Here is a 25,881-nt window from a genome sequence, read left to right as displayed (position 1 = left end):
TTTCTGATCACGAGCCTACAGTCCGGGGCTTGGACCGGGCGAGGAACCACCCCGGCAGGATTACAACGATTCAGGCAGCGATTTCCGTGTAGCCGGCGTCTTCACGACGGAGGTCGCCGCGTTCCCCGGCCAGGTAGGCGCGTCTTCCCCACACCAGGACGTACACCCAGTAACCCGCCAGCACGCCGGCCCCGATGGTGATCTTGGCCCAAACCGGAAGCGGACTGGGGGTGACAAAGCCTTCCACCAGGCCGGAGACAAACAACACCAGGACCAGGCCCAGAGCCACCGTGATCAATGACCTGCCCTCGTCGGCCACGGCGCGTCCCCTGGTCCGCGGACCAGGCGAGACCATGGCCCAGAAGATCCTCAGGCCGGCGGCACAGGCCACGAACACGGCAGTGAGTTCCATCAGCCCGTGCGGCAGGATGTAGCTGAAAAAGACGTCGGACTTGCCGGCCGCGGCGAAGACCCCCGCCGCAATCCCCACGCCTTGGGCGTTGCTGAACAGGATCATGGGCACCCAGACTCCGGTAATGCCCAGCGCCACAGCCTGCGCGCTGATCCAGGCGTTGTTGGTCCATACGGCCCCGGCGAAGGAGGCTGCCGGGTTTTCGGAGTAGTAGTCGATGAAGTCCTCCTCCACGTACTGCCTGGCGGCGGCTTCAGAAGCCACCGCCCGCAGGGCTTCAGGGGACGCTCCAATCCACAGCGCATAGGCAGTCCCGATGAGGATAAAGGCTGAGCCGCAGGCAAGCGTGAGCCAGGTCAGCCGGTAGAACGCGGCCGGAAGCGCCACGACGAAGAACCTTGCGAGGTCCGCCATTGGGTTGGAACGTGCGCCCGTGAACCGGGTGCGGGCCTGGGCGAGCGTAGCAGAGAGCGAAGCTGAAAGGCCGCTTTCGGGTGCAACGGAACGGATCAGCGACAGGTGCGAGGACGCGGATTGGTAGAGCGCCAGCAGTTCATCGGCTTCACGTCCGCTCAGTTTGCCCTTGGAGGCGAGCTCGTTCAGCCGTGACCACTTGTCCTGATTCACGGCGGAGAAGGCGTCCATATCCACGGGACCAGCCTAACTGCCCGGCACTAGACTTTGACCGTCCGCACCATCAGCCGCGAGGGAATGGGTACATGCTGTGAGTTCGATCGTCACCGGCGAGGCAGTTGTCCTGGAACTACGCCCCGCGTCCTTTGCCGCACGCGCGCTTGGGCTGGTGCTCGACGTCCTCTTCCACGCCGTGCTGCTGGTGGTGATCCTGATTGGCCTTGCTGCGGCAAGCGAAGACGTGGATGAGGCAGCCATGCGCGCGCTGGTTCTGTCCAGCGTCGTTTTCTGCCTGGTGATCCTCCCGGTAGCGGTCGAAACCCTGAGCCGCGGCCTGTCGCTGGGCAAGCTGGCAACAGGCCTGCGCGTGGTGCGGGACGACGGCGGCGCCATCCGTTTCCGGCACGCCGTCATCCGCGGCCTCACCGGGTTCCTCGAAATCTACCTGACACTGGGCGGGCTCGCGCTGGCCGTTGCACTCTTCAACGACAAATCCCGCCGGCTCGGTGACCTGCTGGCGGGAACGTATGCCATCCGCAGCCGGGTGCCCGTGGAAGAAGCCGTTCCGGTGTCCGTCCCACCGCGGCTCCATGCCTGGGCAGCGCTGGCGGATATTGGAAGGATCCCGGATGCGACGGCGCGCAGGGCCTCCCAGTTCATCCGCCAGGCGAACCGGATGGCACCGCTGTCCCGGGCCGGAATGGCGGAGGCAATCGCCACGGAACTTGCCGCCCACGTGGCTCCTCCCCCGCCGGCGGGAACGAGCCCGGGCGAGTTCCTTGCCGCCGTCGTTGCCGAACGCCGGAACCGGGAACTCGCCCGGCTGACGCAGCAGCGGCGGCGCAACACCGAGGTTGGCGAGCGGCTGCAGCGGTTGCCCTTCGGCAGCTGAGGTTAGTTGTCGTATTCGCTCCAGGGGATGTTCCAGTCCCCGAAGCCGTCGTCGTGTGCGGCGTAGTCGCCCTCGGTATTCACGATCTGCACCACGTCACCGGTGCCCATGTTGTCGAAGACCCACGCAGCGCCGTCGGGAGCAAAACCGATGCAGCCATGGGAGACGTTCGTGTTGCCGATGAACGGGTAGGCGGATTCAAGGGCCTGGTGGATATACGCGCCGCTCAGCGTGAGCCTGATGGTGTACTCCACGTCCACGTCCCCGTAGTAGGCGGGGTCGTCCGGCTTCAAGCCGATGCTTGAGGCACGGAAGTGGTCGTAGCGCTTCTTCTCCATCAGCACGCCATAGCCGCGGGCGGACGGGAAGCGCTTGTCCCCCATGCTGACCGGCAGCGTCTTGACCGGCTGGTCATTGATGCTCAAGGTGAATGTGTGGGCGGCGGCGTCGGCAACGGCCACCTTCTTATCGCCGATCGCCACGCTCATCTTTTTGTTGAAGTTGGCGATCTGCCCGTTCCCCAGGTCCACGCCGAAGAGCTGCATGTCCATGGAGATGGTGGAGTTGGCGGCCCAGAAACCCTCCGCGCGGTAGCGGACCATTTTGTCGCTGTACCAGTGGAACGCTCCCACCTGGCCGGCACTGCTGGTGATCTTGATGGCCTTTTCGACGGCGTCACGGTTAAGGACGGGTTCGCTGAAGATGATCTGCAGCGGCTGCCCCACGCCTACCTTCATGCCATCCAGAGGATAGATGGCAGCATCGGCCTCGTGCGAACTGGACACGGTGCTAAAGGACTGGGTGGTGCTTGTTTCGCGCCCCGCGCCGTCCTTCACCACGTATGTGTAGCTGTAATCGGTATTGAACTTGAGCGGCCCGGACGCGGTCCAGCCGGTGCCGGCGGCGTCGATGCTGCCCTCGACCGTTTCCCCCGACGTACTGGTCAGGGTGACGCGCTCGATGGTCCCGTTGCTGACTTTGAGCGACACCGGGGCAGCCGGGTTGACCTGCTTGGCGCCGTTGGCGGGCGCCGCATCGGACTTCACCGGTGGGATGACGGGCGAGGCCAGGCCCGGGGAAGTCCGGACTGCCGATCCTGCTTCGGATTCCAGCGCACCGCCGGCAAGTCCCGGCGCGACGGCAGCGAAAACACCACCTACGGCTGCCAGAAGGCAGACGACGGCGACGATAAGTATCTTTTTTCCGGTCCGCGTGCGGCGGGACTGGGCTTCGGGCTCCATAATGCGATCCTAGGGGCTGGAAGTAACAACCCGGGCGCGCTAGGCACCCGGGTACTTTACTTCTTAGTAACGATAGTGCTCGGGCTTGTACGGGCCGGCAACGTCGATGTCCAAGTATTCGGCCTGGTCTTTCGTCAGTTCCGTCAGCTCAACGCCCAGGGCATCGAGGTGCAGCCGGGCCACCTTCTCGTCCAGGACCTTGGGCAGGACATAGACCTGGTTCTCGTACTCGCGCTGGCCTTCCGGCTGGTCCTTCTTGGTCCACAGTTCAATCTGGGCGATGGTCTGGTTGGCGAAGGAGTTGCTCATCACGAAGGACGGGTGCCCGGTGGCGTTGCCCAGGTTCAACAGCCGGCCTTCGGACAGTACGATGATGGACCGCTCGGCATCGGTTCCCGCGTCGAACACCCATTCATGGACCTGCGGCTTGATCTCCACCTTCTTCACACCGGGGATCCTGGCCAGCCCGGCCATGTCGATCTCATTGTCGAAGTGCCCGATGTTGCCCACGATGGCCTTGTTCTTCATGCCGGCCATGTGCTCGGCCATGATGACATCCTTGTTGCCCGTGGTGGTGATGAAGATATCGCCCTGGGCCAGGACCGTTTCAAGCTTGGCCACCTGGTAGCCGTCCATCGCGGCCTGCAGGGCGCAGATCGGGTCGATCTCGGTGACGATCACGCGTGAACCCTGGCCGCGCAGCGCCTCGGCGGCACCCTTTCCGACGTCGCCATATCCGCAGACGACGGCGACCTTGCCGCCCATGAGCACGTCCGTGGCACGGTTGATGCCGTCCGGCAGGGAGTGCCGGATCCCGTACTTGTTATCGAACTTGCTCTTGGTGACGGAGTCATTGACGTTGATGGCCGGGAACAGCAGCTTGCCCTGCTCCGCCAGCTGGTAGAGGCGGTGGACACCAGTGGTGGTTTCCTCGGTGACGCCTTTGATGGTGGAGGCGGTGCGCGTCCACTTCTGCGGGTCCGCTGCGATGGAGCGGCGGATTACTTCCAGGAAGATGCCGTACTCCTCGGAGTCCGTGGGATCGGCGGACGGGACGTTGCCCGCCGCCTCGAATTCCACGCCCTTGTGCACCAGCATGGTGGCGTCGCCGCCGTCGTCCAGGATCATGTTGGGCCCGAGTTCGGGGTTGGAGTCGGCACCGGGCCAGGTGAGGATCTGCTCGGCGGTCCACCAGTATTCCTCGAGGGTTTCACCTTTCCAGGCGAAGACCGGGACGCCCTGGGGGTCCTCCGGGGTGCCTTTGCCCACCACCACGGCTGCAGCGGCTTCGTCCTGGGTGGAGAAGATGTTGCAAGAGGCCCAGCGGACCTCCGCGCCGAGCGCGGTCAGTGTTTCGATCAGGACGGCGGTCTGCACGGTCATGTGCAGCGAGCCGGCGATCCGGGCACCTTTCAGCGGCTGGCTGGCGCCGAATTCCTCGCGCAAGGACATGAGGCCGGGCATTTCATGCTCGGCCAGGCGGATCTGGTGGCGCCCTGCTTCGGCCAGGGAGATATCGGCAACTTTGTAATCGAAAGTCATGGGTGGTCCTTTGCTGTTTCCGGTGCTGCTGTGTCCGTGCTGAACGGCGCGTATTACGGATGCCTGCGGTGCCAGTGGCGTGGTCTTTTGGAAAGCCGGGGCGGCACTACACGGCGGGGGCGGTCCCGGGGACCGAATCGTGCTGGTCCGAGCCGGCCGAGGTTGCTGCAGCCAGCAGTTCCGGAGGCAGGAGCAGCGGGATGCCGTCCTCAATCGCGTAGCGCGGCTTTGTTCCGGTTTCCCCGGCAGCGGTGGCCACCAATTCATCGCCGTCCTGGACCAGGGGCGAACCCGTCACGGGGCAACGCAGGACGGACAGCAGTTCAGGACTGATCTTTGGCATTTGGTTCATGCTCCCTGGCGGGCGCGCTCGCGCCGGTAGCGGACTGGTGTGCAGGTTCCAGCGTACCGCCAGATGGGGTTCAGGACGGCTCGCGCAGGACGCGCAGGTGGCCCCTGCGGGTGCCTTCGGTGCCGGCAGGAGCTTCCAGCGCCGCGTGGGGCCCTCGGTGCGCAGGCGGCGCCTGGACGGGCAGGGCGGCCGCGTCCCTGACCGCGTTGGCAAGGGCAAGCAAATCATCCGGGCCGGGTTGTTGCGGCGTGGACGGCATGGCCAGCCGCAGGACCTCCCAGCCCCGCGGCACAGTGAGCGACTCCGCGTGCTGCTCGCAGAGATCGTAGCAATGTGGTTCCGCGTAGGTGGCAAGCGGGCCCAGGACAGCGGTGGAATCCGCATACACGTACGTCAGGGTAGCCACCGCTGACTGGCGGCAGGCAGATCTTGAACACTGACGGATAGCTCCCACGACATCCCAGACTACTCGCAGTCCCCGATAAAACAGCGCATTGGGGCCCCTGACGGGACGCGTCTTCGCCGCAGGGGGAATCTATCGCGTAAATCATTCCCCGGGTTTACAGTCGATGTATGCAGTCATCGAACCAGAAATCAGGCTTTACGGTCCGGTTGGCTGACCCGGACGCCCGCAGCGGTCCGGGCGGGGAGTCCACAGGCAGGAGCTTCATGCAGCGCCGGCGTAACCGCCACGGGCGCGGGCTTCGCGGCGAGGTGATGCTGCCCACCCATCCCGGGTACCGGACCCGGTCGGACCGCTTCGATGACCTGGTCCTGGACTCCGCACAGCGGCTGCACGATATCTGGGGGAAGACACTGGACGGCGTCAGGTTTGGCGTCGATGAGATCCCGCCGGACCTGGAACTGCTAGCAGCCACCTCAGCGCCGGTGCCCATGGGCTCCTACTCTCCTGCCACTGACGAGAACGGCCCAATGATCACCGTGTACCGCCGCGTGGTGGAGCAGGCTTGCCCCGGGATCGAGGAACTGCAGGACCTGGTTCATGACGTGGTGGTTGAGCACACGGCAGAGATGCTGGGCGTCGCCCCCGAAACCCTGGACCCGGTGTACAGGCGCCGCTACTGAACCTGGCGCCTGTTCCGGCTGACGGCTGCCGGGTGGGCCTTCGCCCGGCAGCGGCACCGGCAGCATCAGTAGCTGATGGTGACCGGCACCGTCTCCTGCCCTGCCGCTGCCGGCTGGAAGGCCAGGGAGGAAACATCGTTCCGGCCGTCCTGCTGCACCAGCACGGCGCCGTAAGCGGCGTCCCCGGACGCCGACACGACATAACCCACCACGTCGGAATCCTCCGCCTTGTCCGGAACGGCGATGGACGCCGTCGTTCCGCCTGCGATGTCGGCTGTGGCCGGGGGACGCACCTTCCCGTCCGCGGTGATGGCCGCGTAGCTGATGGTTGCCCGTGTGCCGAGGGCGCCAAAGACCAACTGGCGGATACCGCCCTGGGGAACGGGAACCACGTGCTGGCTGCCGAGCCGGAAGCCGGACGCAGCCCATGCGACGTCGGCGGGCTGGTCCTCCTGAAGGCCCCTGCTGAGGCGCGTGGCCGCAATGAAGGAGACGTCGGATTCCGCCGAAACGGTGTAGTGGCCCGCCGGGACTCCCGCCAGGGAAACTTCGGTGACGGAGCCGGCCTTGGCGGTGATTACAGCGCCGGAAGGGAGGGTCTTTTGGCCGTCGCGGCCGTACAGTTTGACTTCCACTACCGCGTCCGACGGGCCCGGGACCGTGATGTGCAAGGCGGGCCCGGCATCCTCGTACCCGGACTTTGCTGTCAGGGCAGAAACGCCGGCCGGATCCTGGATATCGACGCCGGTCATGACCTGGCGGACGGCGGGAGCCGCCCCTGGTGCAATGAAGTCGATTCCGCCGGGGGTCAGGCCGCGCAGGACGCTTTGCTGGATCGCGGCTGCGACGGGGCCGCCCGCGCTGCGGACGTGGACACTGAGCTGCTCCTCCCCCGGCGCCAAACCGGCCAGCACCACGGAGCGTGCCGTGCCGGGAGCAACCAAAAGCCCCCGGCTGCCGGGCGCCTGGATTTGCCCGCCGGGGCCGAAAAGCTCGAGGCTGACAGTGGCCGGGGTAGTGGAGGCGTTGGTCAGGACCAGCACAGAGGTGCGGCCAACGGTGGTGCTGGCTCCCCCCAGCCACTGGTCATTGGAGGGCTGCTGGCAGCTGGCCGCGGCCGTTCCCTGCAGGTCGCCGTCCGTTGCAGCGAATTTCATGGCAGCAGCGGCGGAGGCCTGCTGGTTTGCCACGGCACCAGCGCTAAGCACAGTCACCTGGTCCACTGACCGGTTGGCAACGGTGCCTGCGAGCAGGTCCTGGCGGCCACCCTCCGCTGGAGGCTGGCCGGGGTCTTTCGCTATCTCGACCGCGGTTGTCCCGTCCAGCTGCGCCAGGCGGCTGGCGGGCAGCACACCTGAAGCCCCGAGGACGGCGGCTGTCACTGTGCTTGCGGCCGTGGCCGATACCGGGCTGAACTGCGGATCAGTACCTGCCTCGGTGCCTTCCAGCAGCCGGGCAGGACCGGGGCATACGCCGACGCTTTCCCCTGCCGGGACAGCAGCCACCGCCGCAGGGACGCTCCGTGCAGACTCCGGCGGTGGGAACAGGGACCCGGCGGCCACCACTGCCCCGGTTCCGGCAAGGACGAGGGCGGCACTGGCGAACCCGGCAAGGGCGCGGGGACTGCGTTTGCCACCAGGCCGCCCCGGGCTGGTGGCGCTGGAACCCTGTACAGTCCCGGCTACGTCTGCGCCTGGCGCTCCCGAGGACATGGTGTGCTCATGCATTCTGCTGTTCCTTACGCAGGGAGCCCTCGTCGCGGGAGAGGCCGGTGCGGGGCCGCCGGGCCGGCATGGGAATGGCCAGCATGACGGTCAGCCCGATAACGGTGCCTTGCGCAATTCCGGCCCATACGGCCCAGGGGTTTTCGTAGCGGAGGGTCAATTGGCCGCCGGAAGCGGGAAGTGTGAACGCCTGGGACCACCCTGAGGTGGTGGAGGTAAGCTTTCGGCCGTCAATCCACGCACTCCAGCCCGGATCGGCGCGCTCGGCAAGAACCACCAGGCGGCCCTCGGGTCCGGAGGGAACCGGGGCGTCCGCTCCGTCGAAGCCGGACGGAACCAGCGAGACCGTTGAACCGTCCGCATCCACGATGCGGACCCGGTGGGCGATGTCCGCCGACTGCAGGACCCGTTGGTTCAGCGGGGTGATCCGCCAAAGCCAACCGACGTCGGTCTGCCCCACGGCCACCAGGCCCGGTACGGCGTCCATCCTGCTGGCGGTGAGTTGTGCCGCGGTGTCTGCGGAGCGCAGGACCACAAAGCCCACGCCCAGCTGTTCAAGGTCGGTGCGCGGGTCCACTCCCTGCCCGGCCACCAGCGTTGCCACCACGCGGCGCACCGCGGCAGTCACGTCGTCGTCCTCGCGGACTGTCTCGGCACCCGGGGCCCCGATGATGTTTCGCGCCGATGCCACGGCTGAGAGACTGTCGAGCGTGGTACCCGCCCCGCGCATCAGGGCGGCGTCGAAGGTACCGTTCTCCCGGGTGCTGATCAGGAGGGTGCGCGTCTGTTCCGGCCCGGTGCCACGGTCTATGGCGGTAGCGGGCAAAGTGCGGGGGCTGGCAGCTTCTACAAGCCGGGGCGTACCCCAGCCGGAGGCCTCAGGGTTGACGGTTTCGGTTGCAGGACCGGAAGCGGAAACAGCGGCGGGACGAAGCAGGTTCCGGGCGGACCAGGCAGCCATCCCTGCCAGGGGACCGATGAGGAGCAGCACCATGCCGAAAGCCACGGCCGCTCGTGCAGCGCTGCGCTGTCTTGCGGTGCCGGCAGCCGCGCTATCCGCAACCGCAAGGAGTTGTTCGGCTCCGAGGAGACCGGCCCCAAGGAGGGCAAACGATGCGGCGGAAACTGCAGGACCTGTAAAAGGCGTCACCAGGGTGTCCGCGTTCATGGCCACTGCCACCTGTGAAGCCAGCCAGCCACCAGCGAGGGCAATCAGGGCCGCCGCCCACAACGACTTTGCCCTTCCGGCGCGGCGCCCCCCGCTGAAGAGACCTGCCACGGCAAAGAACAGGACCGGAACGGCTATAAGCAGTGCCAGCAGCAGCGCCCATGGCAGGGTGCCGTCCTGGAAGTAGGGAAGCCCGTCCAATCCCTTGTCCGGAGCGAAAGCCAGCGGTTGCCCCAGGAGCTGCTGCCATAGCGGCGCGGCATCAAAGCCCAGGGGCAGGCCCGGGTCAGCGAGAAGCGCCCTTGGCTTGTCCAGCACGGAGAGGCCGAATGGGACGAACAGCGCCGCGGCCGGCAGCAACGCCCACCAGACGGTGCGGCCGCGGCGGCCCAGCAGGAGCCCGCACAGCACGATCACCGTGGCGGCGGGGAGGAGGAGCGAAGGGGCCGCTGAGGCGATGACAGCCAGCACCAGACCGGCAGCCGCGGCAGCGGTCCACGACGGCGTGCCGTTGATGCCGGGGCGGACCGGTGGCCGTTCTCCGCGCCGGTCCCCGGGAGCCGGAACTGTGAAGCGTCCGTGCCCTACAGCTGAACCGGTGGCCCGCAAGAGTGCAAGGACAAGGAGGGGGATCATCACATGTGCCACCAGGGCGCCAACCCGCCCCTGGTTCAGGGAAACCTGGAGCGCGGGGGCGGCGGCCCAGAAAACGGCTGCCGCGAGGCGGAGCCGGCGGCGGACTGTCAGCCCTCCGGCAGCGAACCAGGCCGTGAGACCAGACAGCGGAGTACTGAGCAGCAGCAGCCAGGCCATCGCGGCGTTGGCGTCACCACCGCCGAGGACACCCAGGATCCACAGGACATATCCGAAGGGATCGCCCCGCCCCGGGAGGCCTGCACCAAGGGCGAGCCACCAACTGGACGCATGGTTCCAAATATCACCGAGTCCGGGGGAAACGGGGACAAGGGCCCCGCCGGTAACCGCATCTGCGCGGAAAAGGCCCGCCAGGCCCAGCAAGGAGGCAACGGATGCGGCGATGACCGCCGCGAGGGCCCCGTTGCCCACCCAGCCGCGCTTTGTGGTTGCCAGGGCAGCGAAATCATCAGAGGCATCACCGCTTGGCTGGTGGGCGAGCGGGTCCTGCTCAAGGTCGTCGGCCTGGGAACCGTCGGAACCGATGGCCTCCATCAGGGACCGCCTGTGGCTCCAGACTTCCCGCCGCGGTGTCTGCAGCTTCCGGATGACGGACCGCCGGATCCGGCGCGTCTTTCGGGCCGCCTGCCGGGCCCGCACCACAGCCCGGGGCCTGCCCAGGGCGGCGGCGGTGGCAAGGAATTGGGAAATACCGTGGCCAGGGTCCTTCAGGGCAATACTCAGGACCAGTTTGAAGAGGCTGCCCAGCAGTGCACCCACGGCATGGACCGGCACCATCCAGAGGGGCGCGTGCTTCAGCCGCAGGTGGACCTGCGCCTTCCGTGCTGCCGCCGGATTGCCCAGGGCGTGGGGCCGGTGGGCCACATGGAACATGCAGGCGGCGGGCACCACCACCACGCGGTGCCCAGCGAGGCGGTTGCGCCAGCAGAAATCGACGTCGTCGCCACTGCCCGGGAGCGCGGGATCGAAACCGCCCAGGTGTTCCCAGACGTCACGGCGGACCAGCATGCCGGCGGAATTGACGGCAAACGTATCGCTGCGGCCGTCGTACTGCCCCTGGTCAAGTTCGTCAGCATCAATCAGGGTGAGCCGCTCGGCCCACCGGCTGGTGGAGAGGCCGACATCCACCAGCTTGCGCTCCGAGTGCCAGTCAAGTTGCTTGCAGCCCGCGACGGTCACGGAAGGCGCACGTTCCACAGCACCCAGCAGTTCGGCGAGGGCTTCCGGGCCGGGAGCGGCGTCGTCATGCAGCAGCCAGATCCACTCCGGCCTGCCATCGGCCTTGCTGCCCCGCCCTGGCGCCAGCCCTGCCAGTCCTGCAGAGACCGCCGCCCCCATACCGCCTTTGCCGCGGTCGTGGCTGATGACGCTGGCCGCGCCCAAAGCCTCCTCGAGGAGGGCACGGGAGTTATCGCGGGAACCTGCGTCGACGCCAATGGCACGGTCAACGGACCGGGTCTGGTCCGCCAACGCTGACAGGGTTCTGGGCAGGTAGGCACCGCCGTTGTGGGCGACCACAACGGCGGTGACATGAACGTCCTGGTGAATTAGATTGCTCGCTTCCTTAGCCGCCGGCGCTCACGCTCGGAAAGGCCTCCCCAGATGCCAAACCGTTCATCGTTGGCCAGCGCATACTCAAGGCACTGTGACCGCACATTGCAGGCGCCACAGACCTTCTTGGCGTCGCGGGTGGAGCCGCCTTTCTCGGGGAAGAACGCCTCGGGGTCCGTCTGGGCGCACAAGGCGTCAGTCTGCCAGCCAAGCTCGCCTTCGTCGTCGAAATCCTGCTGGAAGGGCAACCCGATCCAGACCGGCTGCACGGAATCGGGCGTCCGCACCTCCATGGGAGGGTCCAGTTCATCTTCGGGGTCCTGGCCGCCGTCCAGGAGGGCTTCGTGCGCTGCAAGGAATGCCGTGGCCTGGTCTTCAAGGATGCCGCTGGCATCCCGGTTGTACCGCTCCGCGGCCTCAGGATCAGCAGGGTCCACGTACCAATCGCTGGGCACCCCCCGTGCACGGTATTTTGCCGTTGCCTGGCCGGCCACGACGGCATCTTCCTGGATACGCTCTGCTTGCCCCACGGCGACCCTCCTGATGTTGCAGCCCCTGCCTGGATACCCGGGCACTCGGTTGTGTGCCTGTATTTACGCAGTCGCTTTAGATACCTAATTACACGTGTGTAACTAGGGCGAGTCAAGCCGCAGCCGGGATAATAATCACTGGACTTCCCCGAGGAGGCGCACGCCACGCCCGGGAATTTTCCCCGCCGGTCGCAGAACGGGCCATCCGGGACGGCAGCGGGGGTGAAAAGGGGCGGGAAAGTGGCGCGATTGCGCGAAAATACCCCGAAATTCCAGAAGTAGCAAGCACGCTTACCTTCGGCTGTGATAAATATCACTTCAGCTGGAGTGCTGCGGAGGTGGCCGCAGCCGAAGGTTGCAACCCAGGATGACCAGCCGGGGCGCCAGTGGCAGGATGGTGCCATGAACACACCGGCGCTCGATCTGATGGCCAGCCTCCGCTCGGGGAACTCAACTGCTCCCCGTCTCACGTGGTACGGCCCCGATGCCGAACGCGTGGAACTTTCGGGGCGGGTCCTGGACAACTGGGTGGCAAAGACAAGCAACCTGCTCCAGGACGAACTGGACGCAGCCCCCGGGATGCGGTTGCGGCTGGAACTTCCCGCCCACTGGAAGGCTATGGTCTGGGCGCTTTCCGCCTGGCAGGTCGGCCTTGAAGCTGTTCTGGACGCAGACGACGCCGATTTCCTGGTCACTGCGGACCCCGGGCAAGCAGAAGCGCAGTACGACGCTGTCATCGCAGTTGCGCTGCCCGCCCTCGCGATGCGCTGGTCCGGGGAGCTCGCGGCCGGCTGCATCGATTACGCCGCGGAGGTGCGCAGCCACGGCGACGTCTTTATGCCCCACTCCGATCCTGACCCCGAAGCCTGCGCCATTACGGACAGCAGCGGACGCGGGCATCTTCACCGGGAGCTGTTTGACAGCTTCGCCGTTGCCCACGAGCAGGGCGCGCGGCTGCATATTCCCGCCGGCGACGGCCTGGAGAAGGCCTTGGCCGATGCCCTTGGCGCATGGAAGCAGGGCGGTTCCGTGGTCCTCACCCATCCCGACGTGGAGTTGACGGACAAGCTGCTGGCCGCGGAACGCATCCACGGCAACTGATAGGCCGGGACGGCTCCCTATTGCCGGGTTGGCCTCTCCGGCGAAGGCTCACGCTCGCCCGGGGCTTCGTGCTCTTTGTGGTGATGGTGGATTTCGATAAGTTCGTGGTCGTGTGAGAACTCGGGTTCCTGGTCCAGCTCCTTGTTGAAAACCAGGAACCGGTAAGCAAAGAAGCGCACGACTGTGGCCACCAGGATGCCGAACACCCCGGCGAAGAACAGCATGTTTTTATCCGTGATCCCCAGGCCGTACTTCGCCAGGGCGGTAAACCCTGTGGAGATGCCGATTCCGATGCCGTTGATCAGGATGAACATGAGGAATTCGCGGAGGACGTTGTCCTGGCGGCGGTGCCGGAAGGTCCAGAACCGGTTGGCGATCCAGGAAAATACCGTGGCTATCGATGCACCGACAAACCTGGCCTTGGCTTCGCTGTCCGACATTGGGCCGTGCATCAGGTAGTACGTCATGCCGTTGTCGATGACGAACGCCACACCGCCGACAGCGCCGAACTTGGCCACTTCGCGCCAAAAAAGCGAGGCCAGTCCCCGGATACGATCTGCTACTGAGCTATACATGACCCTCCATGGCCGTCCAAACTGTGGGCCACTCGGCCAGAGGCCTATTTTAGCCCCCAAAACTTGGGGGCAGCCTCCTAAACCTCCACGGGCGGGCCCCGTTACACGAATTCGCTTCCCCGCCGCTGCCGGAAGCCGGGATACCTGTCTGTCTTCGGTAGGCTGGCCCTTGTGACTTTTCCAGTGATAGGTGTTGTTGGCGGCGGCCAACTTGCGCGAATGATGGCCCCAGCCGCGACTGCACTCGGCTTCGAACTCCGTGTCCTTGCTGAAGGTGACGATGTGTCGGCAGTATCCGCGGTGTCCACTTCGCCGGTGGGCGACTACAAAGACCTGCAGACCCTGCTTGACTTCGCCCAGGGCTTGGACGTGATGACCTTCGACCACGAACACGTTCCCACCGCCCATCTCCGGGCCCTGCAGGAGGCCGGCGTGAACGTGCAGCCCGGCCCCGACGCCCTGGTGCACGCGCAGGACAAGCTGGTGATGCGGGCCGCGATCGACCGGCTGGAACTGCCCAACCCCGCCTGGGCATCCGTGGACGACGTGGCGGCCCTGGTCAGTTTCGGTGACGAAACCGGCTGGCCGGTTGTCCTGAAGACACCGCGCGGCGGCTATGACGGCAAGGGCGTCAGGGTCATCAATTCGGCGGAGGAAGCAGTGGCCGCCGAAGACTGGTTCCGGACGATGAGTCCACTCCTGGCCGAAGCGAAGGTTGACTTCACCCGGGAGCTGTCCGCGCTGGTTGCAAGGACACCCGATGGGGAGGCGCGCGCGTGGCCGGTGGTGCACACCATCCAGGTGGATGGCGTCTGTGACGAAGTGATCGCACCTGCCTTGGCCATCCCGGTGGAGGTTGCAGCAGCGGCGGAGGACGCGGCCCTGCGGATAGCCGGTGAACTGGGAGTGACCGGAGTCCTGGCCGTGGAAATGTTCGAAACCCCCGGCGTGGGTGCAGGCTTCCTCATCAACGAATTGGCGATGCGGCCCCACAACACCGGGCACTGGACCCAGGACGGGGCTGTGACGAGCCAGTTCGAGCAGCACCTGCGCGCGGTCCTGAACCTGCCGCTGGGTGCAACCGATGCCCTGGCTCCCGTCACGGTCATGAAGAACTTCCTTGGCGGCGAAAACCAGGACCTGTACTCCGCCTTCCCGCTGGCGCTGGCCAGCGAGCCCGCGGCCAAGGTCCACTGCTACGGCAAGTCCGTGCGTCCGGGCCGGAAGATCGGCCACGTGAACCTGGTGGGTACGTCCACCGCCGACGTCGATTCCGTCCGGCGCCGCGCCACCACGGTGGCAAACATCATCCGCGACGGTCGGGCAGCGGCGGAACAGGCGCCACAAACTTTTGAGGAGACTGCATGAGCGTCCCAGCAACCCCCGCTGCCGCTTCCGTCGCAAGCCCCCTGGTGGGGCTTGTCATGGGCTCCGACTCCGACTGGCCGGTGATGGAAGCGGCCGCCGACGCCCTGGCGGAATTCGGCATTCCCTTTGAAGCAGACGTGGTGTCCGCCCACCGGATGCCCACCGAGATGATTCGCTACGGCCAGACAGCCCATGAGCGCGGTCTGCGGGTGATCATCGCCGGGGCAGGCGGCGCCGCGCACCTCCCCGGCATGCTGGCCAGCGTTACTCCCCTGCCGGTAATCGGTGTTCCTGTCCCATTGAAGACCCTGGACGGCATGGATTCCTTGCTCTCAATCGTGCAGATGCCGGCCGGCGTGCCCGTGGCGACAGTATCCATCGCCGGTGCGCGTAACGCGGGACTCCTGGCTGTCCGGATCCTCGCTGCCGGAACTGATGAGCTTGCCGCTTCCCTGCGCACCGACCTTCTGGATTTTGCCTCCGACCTCAACGCCGTGGCCAGCCGCAAGGGGGCAAGCCTCCGGCAAAAGGTCAGCGAAGTCTTCGCCGAAGGCAACAGCTCCCAGCGGGGCAGCCGTTAGGACCGCCGGGATGTCCAGCAGCAAAGTTCCGCAGTCGCCCGCCGACACCGCATTGACGGACCCGGTCCGCTATCCGGTGAGCGCATCCGCTCCCGTCCGGACCAAACGCGCCTTCGTGCTGATTCTGCTGACCCTTCTGGTCCCGGGTAGTGCGCAGCTGGTGGCGGGTGACCGCAGGCTGGGCCGGGCAGCACTCCGGGTAACGCTCTGCGTGTGGGCGGTCCTGCTGCTGGCCGTCCTTCTGCTGCTCGTCAACCGGACCCTCCTCATTAATATCGCCACGAATCCTTTCGCCTCGCTGGCGATAGTCATCCTGCTGGTGGCACTGGCAGCCGGCTGGGCTGTCCTGTTCATCAACACCCTGCGGCTCATCCGCCCTGTGCTGCTCGCGCCGAGGACCCGGCCCGCCGTCGTCATGGCCCTGGTGCTTGCCCTGGTAGCGGGCAGCGGCTCCCTCGGCTATGCGGCATACCTGCTCAACGTCAGCCGCAACGCCATCGGCAGCATCTTCTCCGCCGGCCCGGCCATCGATCCTGTTGACGGGCGGTACAACTTCCTGATGATGGGCGGTGACGCCGGTGATGACCGTACCGGACGGCGCCCGGACAGCCTCTCCGTGCTGAGCGTCGACGCCGAAACAGGACAGACGGCCATTATTTCGGTGCCCCGGAACCTTCAGAACGCACAGTTCAGCGAGGGATCCCCCATGCGTGCCATCTACCCGGACGGTTACAACTGCGGCGACCAGTGCCTCATCAATGCCATCAACACTGAAGTGACGAACGAGTACGCAGACCTCTACCCGGGCGTGGCTGATCCGGGCGCGCAGGCGACGCTGGAGGCCGTTTCCGGAACCCTGGGGCTTACGGTGCAGGCTTATGTCCTGGTGGACATGGAGGGCTTCGCAAAACTCATTGATGCCATGGGCGGAATCAGGATCAAGGCGGGCGGCTGGGTGCCCATCAGCGGGGACGTCATCGATGAGGCCAACGGCATCCACGGGATGCCCCTGGGCTGGATCCCGGCGGGTGAACACCGGCTCAATGGCGACCTCGCGCTCTGGTACGGCCGGTCCCGGGAATTCGTGGACGACTACGCCCGGATCCAGCGCCAGCAATGCGTGCAGCAGGCAATGCTCAAGCAACTGGACCCTGCCACCCTGCTGTCCAAGTTCGAAGACATTGCCGACGCGGGAACCAAGGTAGTGGATTCCAACATCTCATCCTCCCAGCTGGGCAGCTTCGTTGACCTCGCCATGAAGGCGAAGGGCCAGGACATCAAGCGGCTCACCATCGGGCCGCCCGACTTCGACGCGTCCTTCTCCACGGTGCCGGACTTCGACCAGATCCACGAGCGCGTGGACCAGTTGCTGGCATCGGCCTCCGCCCAGGGTGCCCAGTCAGCAGGAGTTCCCGACGACGTCATGGTGGTTCCTGCGGCAGGCGCCGGAAGGGTCCAAGCGGCGGGGACCGTCCCCGCCACGCTGGTGTCAGGCGGCAGCGCCGTCCAGCAGCCCACGCCGTCGGACTTCACCCCGGTGACCACCACGCCCGACGGCGAGCCGATCACCGAAGAGATGCTGAACCAGCTCAAGCGCGAGGGCAACGAGCAGGCAATCCGCGAGCTCGTGGCCAGCAACGGCATGTGCGCAGCGCTGTAGCCCTCCGCAACCAGACCTACAGAAACGGAACCGGTTTTGTACCAGATTGAAAACGTCCTCCGGGATTACGCCTGGGGTTCGACGACGGCGATCGCAGCGCTCCTGGGACGTCCCGAATCCGGCAGCCCCGAAGCGGAACTGTGGATCGGCGCCCACCCCGATTCGCCATCCGTGGCCCACGTTCCCGAAGACGGCACCGACACCCCGCTGGACGCCATGATCGCCAGCGATCCGGTCCATTTCCTTGGTGCGGAATCCGTGGCGCGGTTCGGTCCCCGGCTGCCTTTCCTGGCAAAGATCCTTGCCGCAGCCCAGCCGCTGTCATTGCAGGTCCACCCCAGCCTGGAACAGGCCAAGGCCGGTTTTGCCAGGGAAGACGCCGCCGGCGTGGCCCCCGACGCGCCCCACCGCAATTACCGTGATGACAACCACAAGCCGGAGATGATCTTCGCGCTGACGCCGTTCGAGGCACTGTGCGGGTTCCGCCCGGCCGCTGACACCCGGGACATCCTGCTGCGCGTGGCGTCGGCTTTCGAGATGGTGGAAGGGCAGGTCCCGGCCCTGGTGCCGGCCCTGCTGGAGGACCTGGAAGCCGACGATGAAGGAGCGGGCCTGCGGAAGGCCTTTGAACGCCTCATCACGGGCGGCCAGGCAGTGTCCGACGCCACGGCCCAGGTGGTGGCGGCACTCCTGGCCGGCGGCACCCTTGCACCCTACGAGGCGGAACTGGAAACGGTGATCAGCCTCAACGAGAAGTATCCGGGCGATCCCGGCGTACTGATTTCCCTGCTCCTTAACCGGATCTCACTGCAGCCGGGCGAGGCCGTCTACCTGCCTGCGGGGAATGTCCACGCCTACCTTCACGGACTGGGTGTTGAGGTCATGGCCTCATCGGACAATGTCCTGCGGGGCGGGCTGACACCCAAGTTCGTCGATGTTCCCGAACTTCTGCGCACCATCGACTTCCACCCGGTGGCCGTCCCGATGCTTGATGCCGAGAAGTCAGTCCTTGACCAGGAGCTTTACCGCCCGCCGTTCGACGAGTTCCAGCTGCAGCGGATTGAACTGCAACCGGATGGCGGCCCGGTCCCGCTGGCCCAGTCGGGTGCCGCCGTGGTGATTGTGGTTGCCGGCGACGTGTACCTGGACTCGCCGAAGGGCGACCTGCAGCTGGCGCGCGGCGGCAGCGCGTTCCTGGCTGCCGCCGAAGCTCCCGTAAATATCCACCCGGTGGCGGGCAGCACGGAGCCTGCGCTGGCGTTCGCAGTGACTACCGGCCTCTAGCGGCGGAGCGCGGAACGGGCGCGGCCGGCAGCGGTTTTTGCCAGCCGGCGCGCCGCCTGGAGGCCTTTCCGCGCCAGCGGCATCGCTTTCGAGTACGCCGGGTAGAACGGTGACAGCGGTTTCTCCCACGTTCCCAGGAGCATGTTTTCATGCTTGGCGAACTGCTTCTTGAAGTCGGAGATGCCGTCGTTGAGCAGCCCGTTGAAGTCGTACCGTGAGCACCCGTCCTCGCGCATGGCCTGGAGGGCCGCCCACTTAACGCCGTAGTTCACGCGCTTCTTCTGGCCCTCGGCGGAGACCCCGCCGTACAGCTCGAACGCGGTGGCACCGCTGCGGGCCAGCCAGACAAACGCCAGCAACTGCTCGCCGTCGAACGCTCCAATGATGGGTGCGCCGTCACCCATGTTCCGGAAAATGTCCCGGTAGTACTGGTCCTCATGGATGCCGAAACCGGCCCGGCCGGCCGTCTCGTGGTAGATGCCCAGCACCTGCTCAAGCTCGGGGTCGTTCTTGACCTTCCGGAACTCCACGTCGCTGCGCATGGCCTTCCGGATGTTCGCGCGGGTGGTCTTGGACATGTCCGCCATCAGTTCCTCATCCGACTTGGCCAGGTCGAGGATGAGGGTCCGCGGGATCAGCACGGTATTGGTGGTCTCCCGGAACCCCGCTCCGGCAACGGCGGCGGCATACGGGGAGTCCAGGTCCCAGTCGGGTTCAACGCTCAAGGCAACGCCGTGGTGGCGGGCTGCAGCGTAGTCCGCCAGGCTGCTGAGGACCGCAGTGGTGTCTTCCAGGGAGCACATCGGGCCGCGGGGAATGTAGACCAGGGCGCGGAAGGGAAACGGCAGCCGCCGGATCAGCAACTGGGCGCACCCGACCGTGTTGCCGCCGTCGTCCAGGAGCACCCGGTCCACTGACCAGCCGTGCATGGCCTTGGTCGCACCCCACCCCCAGAGCTGCTGCGGATGTCCCTGGAACCGGTCAACAAGTTCATCCCAAAGGGCGCGGTCAGTACAAGGCACAACAGCTGGAATCATGGCTTAAACCCTATACCAAGGCTTAACGCCGGAATCCCGGAGCGGGTTGCGCTCCGGGACTCCATAATGCAGGCAGGGCCATGAATCAGCTCTTGCGGGCGTAGCCCTCCCACTTGCTGGCCTGGTGCTCGCCGTCCACGAAACGGATGGTTCCGGACTTGGAACGCATCACGATGGACTGGGTCAGGACCTTGTCCTTGGAGTAACGGACGCCCTTGAGGAGGTCGCCGTCGGTGATGCCCGTGGCGGCGAAGTAGCAGTTATCACTGGAGACCAGGTCGTTGGTGGAGAGAACACGTTCCAGGTCGTGGCCGGCGTCGATCGCCTTCTGCTTTTCTTCGTCACTGGTGGGCCACAGCCGGCCCTGGATGACGCCCCCCAGGGACTTGATGGCGCAGGCAGCAACGATGCCTTCAGGGGTGCCACCAATGCCCATCAGGGCATCCACACCGGTCCCGGAGCGTGCAGCGGCGATGGCGCCGGCAACGTCGCCGTCCATGATGAACTTGGTACGGGCGCCTGCCTCCCGGATCTCCTCCACCAGCGGGCGGTGGCGGTCACGATCGAGGATCATGACGTTGAGCTGGTTGACCTTGACGCCCTTGGCCTTGGCGATCAGGTGCAGGTTTTGCTTCACGGGGAGCCGGAGGTCCACCATGTCCGCGGCCTCGGGGCCTGTGACGAGCTTCTCCATGTAGAACACGGCGGAGGGGTCGAACATCGAGCCGCGCTCGGCCACGGCCAGGACGGCAAGGGCGTTGTTGATGCCCAGGGCCGTGAGGCGTGTTCCGTCGATGGGATCAACCGCCACATCGCATTCCGGTCCGGTGCCGTCTCCAACGCGTTCGCCGTTGAACAGCATGGGGGCTTCGTCTTTTTCGCCTTCGCCGATGACCACTACGCCGTTGAAGTGGACGGTCTGGAGGAAGGAGCGCATGGCGTCGACGGCGGCGCCGTCGGCCGTGTTCTTGTCGCCGAAACCTACCCAGTGGCCGCCGGCGATTGCTGCTGCTTCGGTGACGCGGACCAGCTCGAGGGCAAGGTTGCGGTCCGGCTCGTCGTTGCCCACCGCCAGGGACGGGGAGATCGTGGAGTACTTCTGGGTCATGGACGCTGGTGACACGTGAACCTCTTCTTCGAGTGGCGATCATTGAACCCGCCCGCCGGAACAGCTGGACAGTGATTCCTCTACTTCCGATCATAGTCGCGGGCGCCGCCTGCAGTGCGGCGGATGACGTGGCGGCGCAATCTGCCCCGCGCGCCACCTTCGACGGCGGGAGCTGGCCGAATGGAAGTTGCCCGCCGGCATGGGCGACTATAGAAGGGTGAATGACATGCAGGAGAAGACCAGTCCCAGCCCCGAGCCCGCGGACCAGGCAGGAAGCCCGGAGGCCGGCGGTCCGGGGGGCGAAGCTCCGGTAAAGCCTGTCATTCCGGCTGCCGCAGCCAAGCGCGCGAATGCTTCGGCGATCGGCATGATCATTGCGCTGGTGGTCAGTATCGCAGCGTTCCTGCCCATCGTCCTCATGAATCCGCTGCCCAAGAGCGACGGCTACCGCCCGGACATCAACGTGGCCGCCATCTCCCGCAACGCCACCGATGTGGCAGGATTCACACCCGCGGCGCCCGATACCGGCGGCGCCTTCCGTCCCAACTACGCGCGGTGGGAAACAGGGACAGGCAGCGGGGTCCCCACCTGGGAGGTCGGTTTCCTGACGCCCAAGGATTCGTTCATCGGCCTGGTGCAGACCAGCAAGGCGAACCCCACGTGGCTCCTGCAGCAGACGCGCAACGCACCGGTGACAGGTTCCCGGAACGCAGGGGGCCAGGAATGGGAACTCCGCGACACGGGCAAGGGCGAAAAATCCCTGGTCCTCGACTACCGCGGAACCACGGTCATCCTGTCCGGCGCCGCCCAGCTGGACGAATTCGCCACCTTGGCGGACGCCGTCGTGAAGTCCATGGAAAGCAGCCCGGCCGTCACAGTTTCACCATTGGCCACGCCTGCACCGTAACGTAGTGGCGTGGCTACTTACCTGACTCCTGCACTTGCCTGGCGCCGTCTGCGCGAAGGAAACGAACGCTTTGTCAGCGGCGAGACGTCGCATCCCAACCAGGACGCTTCGCGCCGCTCCTCCTTGGTGGAGAACCAGCACCCCTTTGCGGTGATTTTCGGCTGCTCCGACTCCCGGCTTGCCGCTGAGATCATCTTCGACGTCGGACTGGGGGACGTTTTCGTGGTCCGGACCGCCGGCCAGGTCATTGACGACGCGGTCCTGGGTTCCCTCGAGTACAGCGTGGGCGTGCTGGGAGTGCCCCTGATCGTCATTCTCGGCCACGACAGCTGCGGCGCGGTGAGCGCTACGAAGTCGGCCGTGGAGACCGGCCAGATGCCTGCCGGCTTCATCCGGGACCTGGTGGAGCGCATCACGCCGTCGGTGCTGACTTCGCTGCGCAACGACGAAACCGAGGTCAACGACATGGTGGTTGAGCACGTCAAGCAGACCGCGCAGCGGCTGGTGGACAGCTCGCGTGTGATTTCGGACGCAATCGAGGAAGGGCGGACGGCTGTCATCGGCCTTTCGTACAGCCTGGCAGAGGGCCGCGCGAACCTTGTTTCGGGAATCGGCGAGCTCTAGAAGGCATCCGCACGGGGCCCGGCAAGGGCCCCGTAGCACGCTCTTCACGGTTTTCGATGAGGTGGCTGATCGCCCTAAGCTAGCCCCATGACTTCCACTGAAGAGTTCCGCATTGAACATGACACGATGGGCGAAGTCCGCGTCCCCGTGAACGCACTGTACCGCGCGCAGACGCAGCGGGCAGTGGAGAACTTTCCCATCTCCGGCAAGACCCTCGAACGTACCCATATTGAGGCGCTTGCCCGGGTCAAGAAGGCTGCCGCCCAGGCCAACGCAGAACTGGGCGTGCTCGACGGCGAGCTGGCCAAGGCGATCGCAAACGCAGCTGATGAGGTAGCTGCCGGCAAGTACGACGGCGACTTCCCCATCGACGTTTTCCAGACCGGCTCCGGCACCTCCTCGAACATGAACACGAACGAGGTCCTCGCCGAGCTGGCCACCCGCGCCTTGAAGGCCGCCGGCAGCGACAAGGTTGTCCACCCGAACGACCACGTCAACGCCTCACAGTCGTCCAACGACGTGTTCCCGACGTCCGTGCACGTGGCCGCCACCTCGGCGCTGATCAACGACCTCATTCCTGCCCTCGGCTACCTGGCGGAATCGCTGGAACGCAAAGCCGTTGAGTTCAAGGACGTCGTGAAGTCCGGCCGCACGCACCTCATGGACGCCACCCCCGTCACCCTGGGGCAGGAGTTCGGCGGATACGCGGCGCAGGTCCGCTACGGCATTGAGCGCGTCAACGCCGCCCTCCCCCGCGTTGCCGAGGTTCCGCTGGGCGGCACCGCGGTGGGTACCGGCATCAACACCCCCGCCGGGTTCCCCGAGCGCGTCATCGAACTGCTCGCCACGGACACCGGCCTGCCCCTCACGGAGGCGCGCGACCACTTCGAGGCGCAGGCCAACCGCGACGGCCTGATCGAGGCGTCCAGCCAGCTGCGCAACATCGCCATCTCGTTCATGAAGATCAACAACGACCTGCGCTGGATGGGGTCCGGTCCCAACACCGGCCTGGGCGAGATCGCGATCCCCGACCTGCAGCCCGGATCCTCGATCATGCCCGGCAAGGTCAACCCGGTCATCTGCGAGGCATCCATCATGGTGGCCGCCCAGGTGATCGGCAACGACACGGCAATCGCCTGGTCCGGCACCAACGGCGCCTTCGAACTGAACGTCGGCATCCCGGTCATGGCCGCCAACCTGCTGGAGTCCATCCGCCTGCTGGCCAACACCAGCCGAGTCATGGCTGACAAGATGATCGACGGCATCACCGCCAACGTGGAGCGTGCCCGCTTCCTGGCGGAGGCCTCCCCGTCCATCGTCACCCCGCTGAACAAGTACATCGGCTACGAGAATGCCGCCAGGATCGCCAAGACTGCCGTGAAGGAAGGCCTGACCATCCGCCAGGCCACCGAAAAGCTCGGCTTTGTTGGAGACGGCGAAGGCAAGGTTTCCGAGGCCGACCTGGACAAGGCACTGGACGTGACCACCATGACGGCTCCCGCCCACAAGGCATAGGTTCAAACCGCTCCAGTGCGACGGCGGCCGCCCACCTTCTGCGGGAAGGCGGGCGGCCGCCGTCGCACTTTGAAGGACTCCCTCATTAGCTTGCACTGAAGCTGTCGGCCGCCGGTCTCACCCCGCAGCCCCGGTGGCTGCATTCAGGCGGGCAAGAGCATGGCGGCGGCAGTTCCGGCGAGCATGAAGGGGCCGAACGGTATGGAAGACTTCAGGGTCCCCCGCCGGGCCGCCAGAAGGCCGACAGACCACAAGCCGCCGAGCAGGAACGCCAGGAAGGTCCCGGCAAACACGTGCCCCCAGCCAAGGTAGCCGAGGTACATCCCCAGCACGCCGGCCAGTTTCACATCGCCAAACCCCATCCCGGGCGGGTAGACAAAGCGGAGCACAAAGTAGAAGAGCCAGAGGACAGCCGCGCCGGCCACCACCCGGAGCGCCGGGACGGCAAACAGGGCGGCAGCCAAATCTTCACCCGCCGGCGCGGCGGCACCCGCAACTGCCGCTGCCGCCAGGAGGACACCGGCCACGGCGTAGGACGGGAAAACGATCCGGTTGGGCAGCAGATGGTGCCGGACGTCGATCACGGTGAGCCGGACAGCCATCAGAGCAAAGTACAGGCACGCCGCAAGCACCAGCCAAAAAGCCAGCGGTGTATGGTGCCACAGGCCGCCCAGTCGTCCGATCACTCCTCGGATGCTACTGGAATTCTCCTGCCCGCCCCATCCCGCCCGCGTAAACTGTGGATATGGCGACATGGGATTCCCGGCACCGGCCGGATCCGAACCGCGGCGCACCACCCGCAGACCCGATCACCACGTTCCGCAACCTCTGCCGGTCCTCACCATGGAAGTGGCAGTCGTTGCGCTTTGAATACTGGGACGAACCCTTCGCCGAAGCTCCTTCTCCCACTGCCCCGCTGGTCCGGGCGTGGCTGCGCCGCCCGGGGGCCCTCCGCCTGGAAAGCCCGGATGGACTCGTCCTCCACAGCACAACGGGAATCAATGACTCGCGGGACGGCTTTTATGTCAGTTCCACCCGAAAATCATGGTTGCTGCCGCCGCAACTGGTCACCCCCGTCTTCGACGACGCAGGCCTGGTGAAGCGCCGCCCCGAAGCTGCGTACGGGGAGCCGGGGTTCGGTAACGGCCGCTTTTCCGCGGCCCTGGACCCTGTTGAACTGGCTGGCAACTCCCCCGTCCCCTTGGAGTTTCCGGGCAGCAATGCCGTGCTCATAGAGGAACACCGCGCGGTGGAACACGAGGGCAGGCCCGCGCTTGAGGCCGTGGTGGTACCCACTCCGGCCTACCAACCGGCCGATCCCGCCGCTCCACTCTGCCTGGCGGGCCGTACACGTGTCCGGCTGGATCTGGGAACGGGCGTCTGCGTGGCCAGCCAATCCCTGGAACCGGACACTGGCGAATACGGCCATTGGCTGCGGATCATCGCGGTGGATGAGTACATGCTCGACGACTTGTTTCTGGCCGAATCCATGAACCTCACGGACGTGCGGCGGCACATCAGCTGGGACATTCCCGCCTGACTGTGACAGGCAACAGCCGCGGCTCATCCGCTAGGATTCGCTGATGACTACGCTGGGTTCTGTTTGGCCACTCTTCGACCTCAAGCTGATTACTCCGCGGCTGGAACTCCGGCCGGTCCGGGACGAGGACATTCCCGCCGCCGTCGCCGCTGCCCGCAGCGGCATCCACCAGCCCGGCAAGAACCCCTTCAGCACCCCTTGGACCGAGGTTCCCGGGGAGGAACTGGGCCCGAACATGGCCCGCTGGTACTGGCGATGCCGGGCTGAGTCCACGCCAGGGTCCTGGACCCTGCTCCTCGGCATATGGTGCGGGGGCGATTTCCTGGGCTGCCAGGACATCGGCGCGAAGGACTTCGCCACGCTGCGCACCGTCACCACCGGTTCCTGGCTGAAGCAGTCCGCGCAAGGCCGGGGACTCGGCAAGGAAATGCGCGCCGCCGTCGCCCTTTACGCGTTCGACTGGCTCGGCGCCGAAGTCGCCGAATCGGAGGCCGCCGCGTGGAACCAACCCTCCCTGGGCGTCTCCCGGTCCCTCGGCTATGAACTGAACGGAACCACCCGCAACGCCTGGGGCACCAAAGTCGAAACAGTCCAGCACGTCCGCCTCACCCCGGAAACCTTCAAGCGCCCCGACTGGACCCTCCAAGTGGAAGGCCACGAGGCAGCGGCCAAGTTCCTTGAGGTGACCTGACGACGAGCCAGGTTGCGGTCCTTGGTGTAGGGGCACATCGGGGCACGGGTCGCTCAGCGACCGCAGGGACCCTTTTGTGCCGTGTCTAAGCTACGGCGAAGGGCC

The 25,881-nt window shown here is 66.0% G+C and carries 24 protein-coding genes; 12 read left to right on the top strand and 12 right to left on the bottom strand.

The features are described from left to right. Window positions 1-70: 70 nt before the first annotated feature. Entirely contained in the window at window positions 71-1,063 is a 993-nt protein-coding gene (locus AC5RUU_RS03240) for a stage II sporulation protein M (protein ID WP_493973777.1), read from the bottom strand. Between the two features lie 73 nt (window positions 1,064-1,136). On the opposite strand from AC5RUU_RS03240, the gene AC5RUU_RS03235 reads away from it, so the two are divergent. Beyond that, on the top strand, window positions 1,137-1,937 hold the full coding sequence (locus tag AC5RUU_RS03235; protein ID WP_493973776.1) for an RDD family protein: 801 nt from the start codon (window positions 1,137-1,139) through the stop codon (window positions 1,935-1,937). 2 nt (window positions 1,938-1,939) lie between these two features. Here AC5RUU_RS03235 and AC5RUU_RS03230 read toward each other — a convergent pair whose 3' ends face one another. From AC5RUU_RS03230 to AC5RUU_RS03215, 4 genes are all read right to left on the bottom strand, one after another. Beyond that, on the bottom strand, window positions 1,940-3,178 hold the full coding sequence (locus tag AC5RUU_RS03230; protein ID WP_493973775.1) for a L,D-transpeptidase: 1,239 nt from the start codon (window positions 3,176-3,178) through the stop codon (window positions 1,940-1,942). Between the two features lie 63 nt (window positions 3,179-3,241). Next, window positions 3,242-4,720 (bottom strand): adenosylhomocysteinase, encoded by a 1,479-nt coding sequence (gene ahcY, locus AC5RUU_RS03225; protein ID WP_493973774.1) that lies wholly within the window; start codon window positions 4,718-4,720, stop codon window positions 3,242-3,244. A gap of 106 nt (window positions 4,721-4,826) precedes the next feature. Next, window positions 4,827-5,063: a Trm112 family protein gene (locus AC5RUU_RS03220; protein WP_493973773.1), complete on the bottom strand. Its 237-nt coding sequence runs from the start codon at window positions 5,061-5,063 to the stop codon at window positions 4,827-4,829. 79 nt (window positions 5,064-5,142) lie between these two features. Continuing rightward, window positions 5,143-5,526, bottom strand: coding sequence for a DUF3499 domain-containing protein (locus AC5RUU_RS03215; RefSeq protein ID WP_493973772.1), 384 nt, complete (start codon window positions 5,524-5,526; stop codon window positions 5,143-5,145). Window positions 5,527-5,645: 119 nt separating this feature from the next. Here AC5RUU_RS03215 and AC5RUU_RS03210 point away from each other — a divergent pair, with 119 nt between their 5' ends. Next, on the top strand, window positions 5,646-6,158 hold the full coding sequence (locus tag AC5RUU_RS03210) for a metallopeptidase family protein (protein ID WP_493973771.1): 513 nt from the start codon (window positions 5,646-5,648) through the stop codon (window positions 6,156-6,158). Between the two features lie 65 nt (window positions 6,159-6,223). Here the strand turns inward: AC5RUU_RS03210 and AC5RUU_RS03205 are convergent, their stop codons facing one another. From AC5RUU_RS03205 to AC5RUU_RS03195, 3 genes are read right to left on the bottom strand one after another with little or no spacing between them, the layout of a single operon-like run. After that, a complete protein-coding gene (locus AC5RUU_RS03205) occupies window positions 6,224-7,885 on the bottom strand; it encodes a DUF5719 family protein (RefSeq protein WP_493973770.1) in 1,662 nt (553 codons plus the stop codon). Beyond that, window positions 7,878-11,222 carry a glycosyltransferase family 2 protein gene (locus AC5RUU_RS03200; protein WP_493973769.1) on the bottom strand — a complete coding sequence of 1,115 codons (3,345 nt, stop codon included), beginning with the start codon at window positions 11,220-11,222 and terminating at the stop codon, window positions 7,878-7,880. Before AC5RUU_RS03200 ends, AC5RUU_RS03205 begins: the two co-directional genes overlap by 8 nt. A gap of 29 nt (window positions 11,223-11,251) precedes the next feature. Further along, window positions 11,252-11,785 carry a WhiB family transcriptional regulator gene (locus AC5RUU_RS03195; RefSeq protein ID WP_493973768.1) on the bottom strand — a complete coding sequence of 178 codons (534 nt, stop codon included), beginning with the start codon at window positions 11,783-11,785 and terminating at the stop codon, window positions 11,252-11,254. Window positions 11,786-12,187: 402 nt separating this feature from the next. Here AC5RUU_RS03195 and AC5RUU_RS03190 point away from each other — a divergent pair, with 402 nt between their 5' ends. Then, on the top strand, window positions 12,188-12,886 hold the full coding sequence (locus AC5RUU_RS03190) for a TIGR03089 family protein (protein WP_493973767.1): 699 nt from the start codon (window positions 12,188-12,190) through the stop codon (window positions 12,884-12,886). A gap of 17 nt (window positions 12,887-12,903) precedes the next feature. Here the strand turns inward: AC5RUU_RS03190 and AC5RUU_RS03185 are convergent, their stop codons facing one another. Further along, window positions 12,904-13,461 carry a GtrA family protein gene (locus AC5RUU_RS03185; RefSeq protein ID WP_493973766.1) on the bottom strand — a complete coding sequence of 186 codons (558 nt, stop codon included), beginning with the start codon at window positions 13,459-13,461 and terminating at the stop codon, window positions 12,904-12,906. A 171-nt stretch (window positions 13,462-13,632) separates the two neighbouring features. Here AC5RUU_RS03185 and AC5RUU_RS03180 point away from each other — a divergent pair, with 171 nt between their 5' ends. Genes AC5RUU_RS03180 through manA form a run of 4 tightly spaced genes read left to right on the top strand, consistent with a single transcriptional unit; the run spans window position 13,633 to window position 18,354 of the window. Then, window positions 13,633-14,829 (top strand): 5-(carboxyamino)imidazole ribonucleotide synthase, encoded by a 1,197-nt coding sequence (locus AC5RUU_RS03180; protein ID WP_493973765.1) that lies wholly within the window; start codon window positions 13,633-13,635, stop codon window positions 14,827-14,829. Further along, on the top strand, window positions 14,826-15,410 hold the full coding sequence (gene purE, locus AC5RUU_RS03175) for a 5-(carboxyamino)imidazole ribonucleotide mutase (protein WP_493973764.1): 585 nt from the start codon (window positions 14,826-14,828) through the stop codon (window positions 15,408-15,410). The genes AC5RUU_RS03180 and purE overlap by 4 nt, the downstream gene beginning before the upstream one ends. 10 nt (window positions 15,411-15,420) lie before the next feature. Beyond that, on the top strand, window positions 15,421-17,070 hold the full coding sequence (locus AC5RUU_RS03170; protein WP_493973763.1) for an LCP family protein: 1,650 nt from the start codon (window positions 15,421-15,423) through the stop codon (window positions 17,068-17,070). A 36-nt stretch (window positions 17,071-17,106) separates the two neighbouring features. Beyond that, window positions 17,107-18,354 (top strand): mannose-6-phosphate isomerase, class I, encoded by a 1,248-nt coding sequence (gene manA, locus AC5RUU_RS03165; RefSeq protein WP_493973762.1) that lies wholly within the window; start codon window positions 17,107-17,109, stop codon window positions 18,352-18,354. Here the strand turns inward: manA and AC5RUU_RS03160 are convergent. Both AC5RUU_RS03160 and glpX read right to left on the bottom strand, forming a co-directional pair. After that, complete coding sequence (locus AC5RUU_RS03160; protein ID WP_493973761.1) at window positions 18,351-19,391, bottom strand: lipid II:glycine glycyltransferase FemX; 1,041 nt, start codon at window positions 19,389-19,391, stop codon at window positions 18,351-18,353. The two genes, manA and AC5RUU_RS03160, sit on opposite strands and share 4 nt — an antisense overlap. Window positions 19,392-19,476: 85 nt before the next feature. After that, entirely contained in the window at window positions 19,477-20,499 is a 1,023-nt protein-coding gene (glpX, locus tag AC5RUU_RS03155) for a class II fructose-bisphosphatase (protein ID WP_176156781.1), read from the bottom strand. A gap of 226 nt (window positions 20,500-20,725) precedes the next feature. Between glpX and AC5RUU_RS03150 the strand changes: the two genes are divergently transcribed. The 3 genes from AC5RUU_RS03150 to AC5RUU_RS03140 all read left to right on the top strand — a co-directional run bounded on the left by AC5RUU_RS03150 (window position 20,726) and on the right by AC5RUU_RS03140 (window position 23,545). Next, on the top strand, window positions 20,726-21,406 hold the full coding sequence (locus AC5RUU_RS03150; protein ID WP_493973760.1) for a DUF4245 domain-containing protein: 681 nt from the start codon (window positions 20,726-20,728) through the stop codon (window positions 21,404-21,406). A gap of 9 nt (window positions 21,407-21,415) precedes the next feature. Beyond that, a complete protein-coding gene (locus AC5RUU_RS03145) occupies window positions 21,416-22,030 on the top strand; it encodes a carbonic anhydrase (RefSeq protein ID WP_493973759.1) in 615 nt (204 codons plus the stop codon). A gap of 87 nt (window positions 22,031-22,117) precedes the next feature. Continuing rightward, entirely contained in the window at window positions 22,118-23,545 is a 1,428-nt protein-coding gene (locus AC5RUU_RS03140) for a class II fumarate hydratase (RefSeq protein ID WP_493973758.1), read from the top strand. Between the two features lie 143 nt (window positions 23,546-23,688). On the opposite strand, the gene AC5RUU_RS03135 is transcribed toward AC5RUU_RS03140, so the two are convergent. Further along, a complete protein-coding gene (locus AC5RUU_RS03135) occupies window positions 23,689-24,231 on the bottom strand; it encodes a prepilin peptidase (protein WP_493973757.1) in 543 nt (180 codons plus the stop codon). Window positions 24,232-24,290: 59 nt separating this feature from the next. Between AC5RUU_RS03135 and AC5RUU_RS03130 the strand changes: the two genes are divergently transcribed. Both AC5RUU_RS03130 and AC5RUU_RS03125 read left to right on the top strand, forming a co-directional pair. Then, on the top strand, window positions 24,291-25,085 hold the full coding sequence (locus tag AC5RUU_RS03130) for a hypothetical protein (RefSeq protein WP_493973756.1): 795 nt from the start codon (window positions 24,291-24,293) through the stop codon (window positions 25,083-25,085). A gap of 43 nt (window positions 25,086-25,128) precedes the next feature. Further along, window positions 25,129-25,776 (top strand): GNAT family N-acetyltransferase, encoded by a 648-nt coding sequence (locus tag AC5RUU_RS03125; RefSeq protein ID WP_493973755.1) that lies wholly within the window; start codon window positions 25,129-25,131, stop codon window positions 25,774-25,776. Window positions 25,777-25,881: the final 105 nt, after the last annotated feature.

The sequence above is a fragment of the Arthrobacter sp. K4-10C genome (assembly GCF_059090085.1).
Note: the sequence above shows the minus strand (reverse complement) of the source record. Positions and strands in the feature narration are given on the sequence as shown.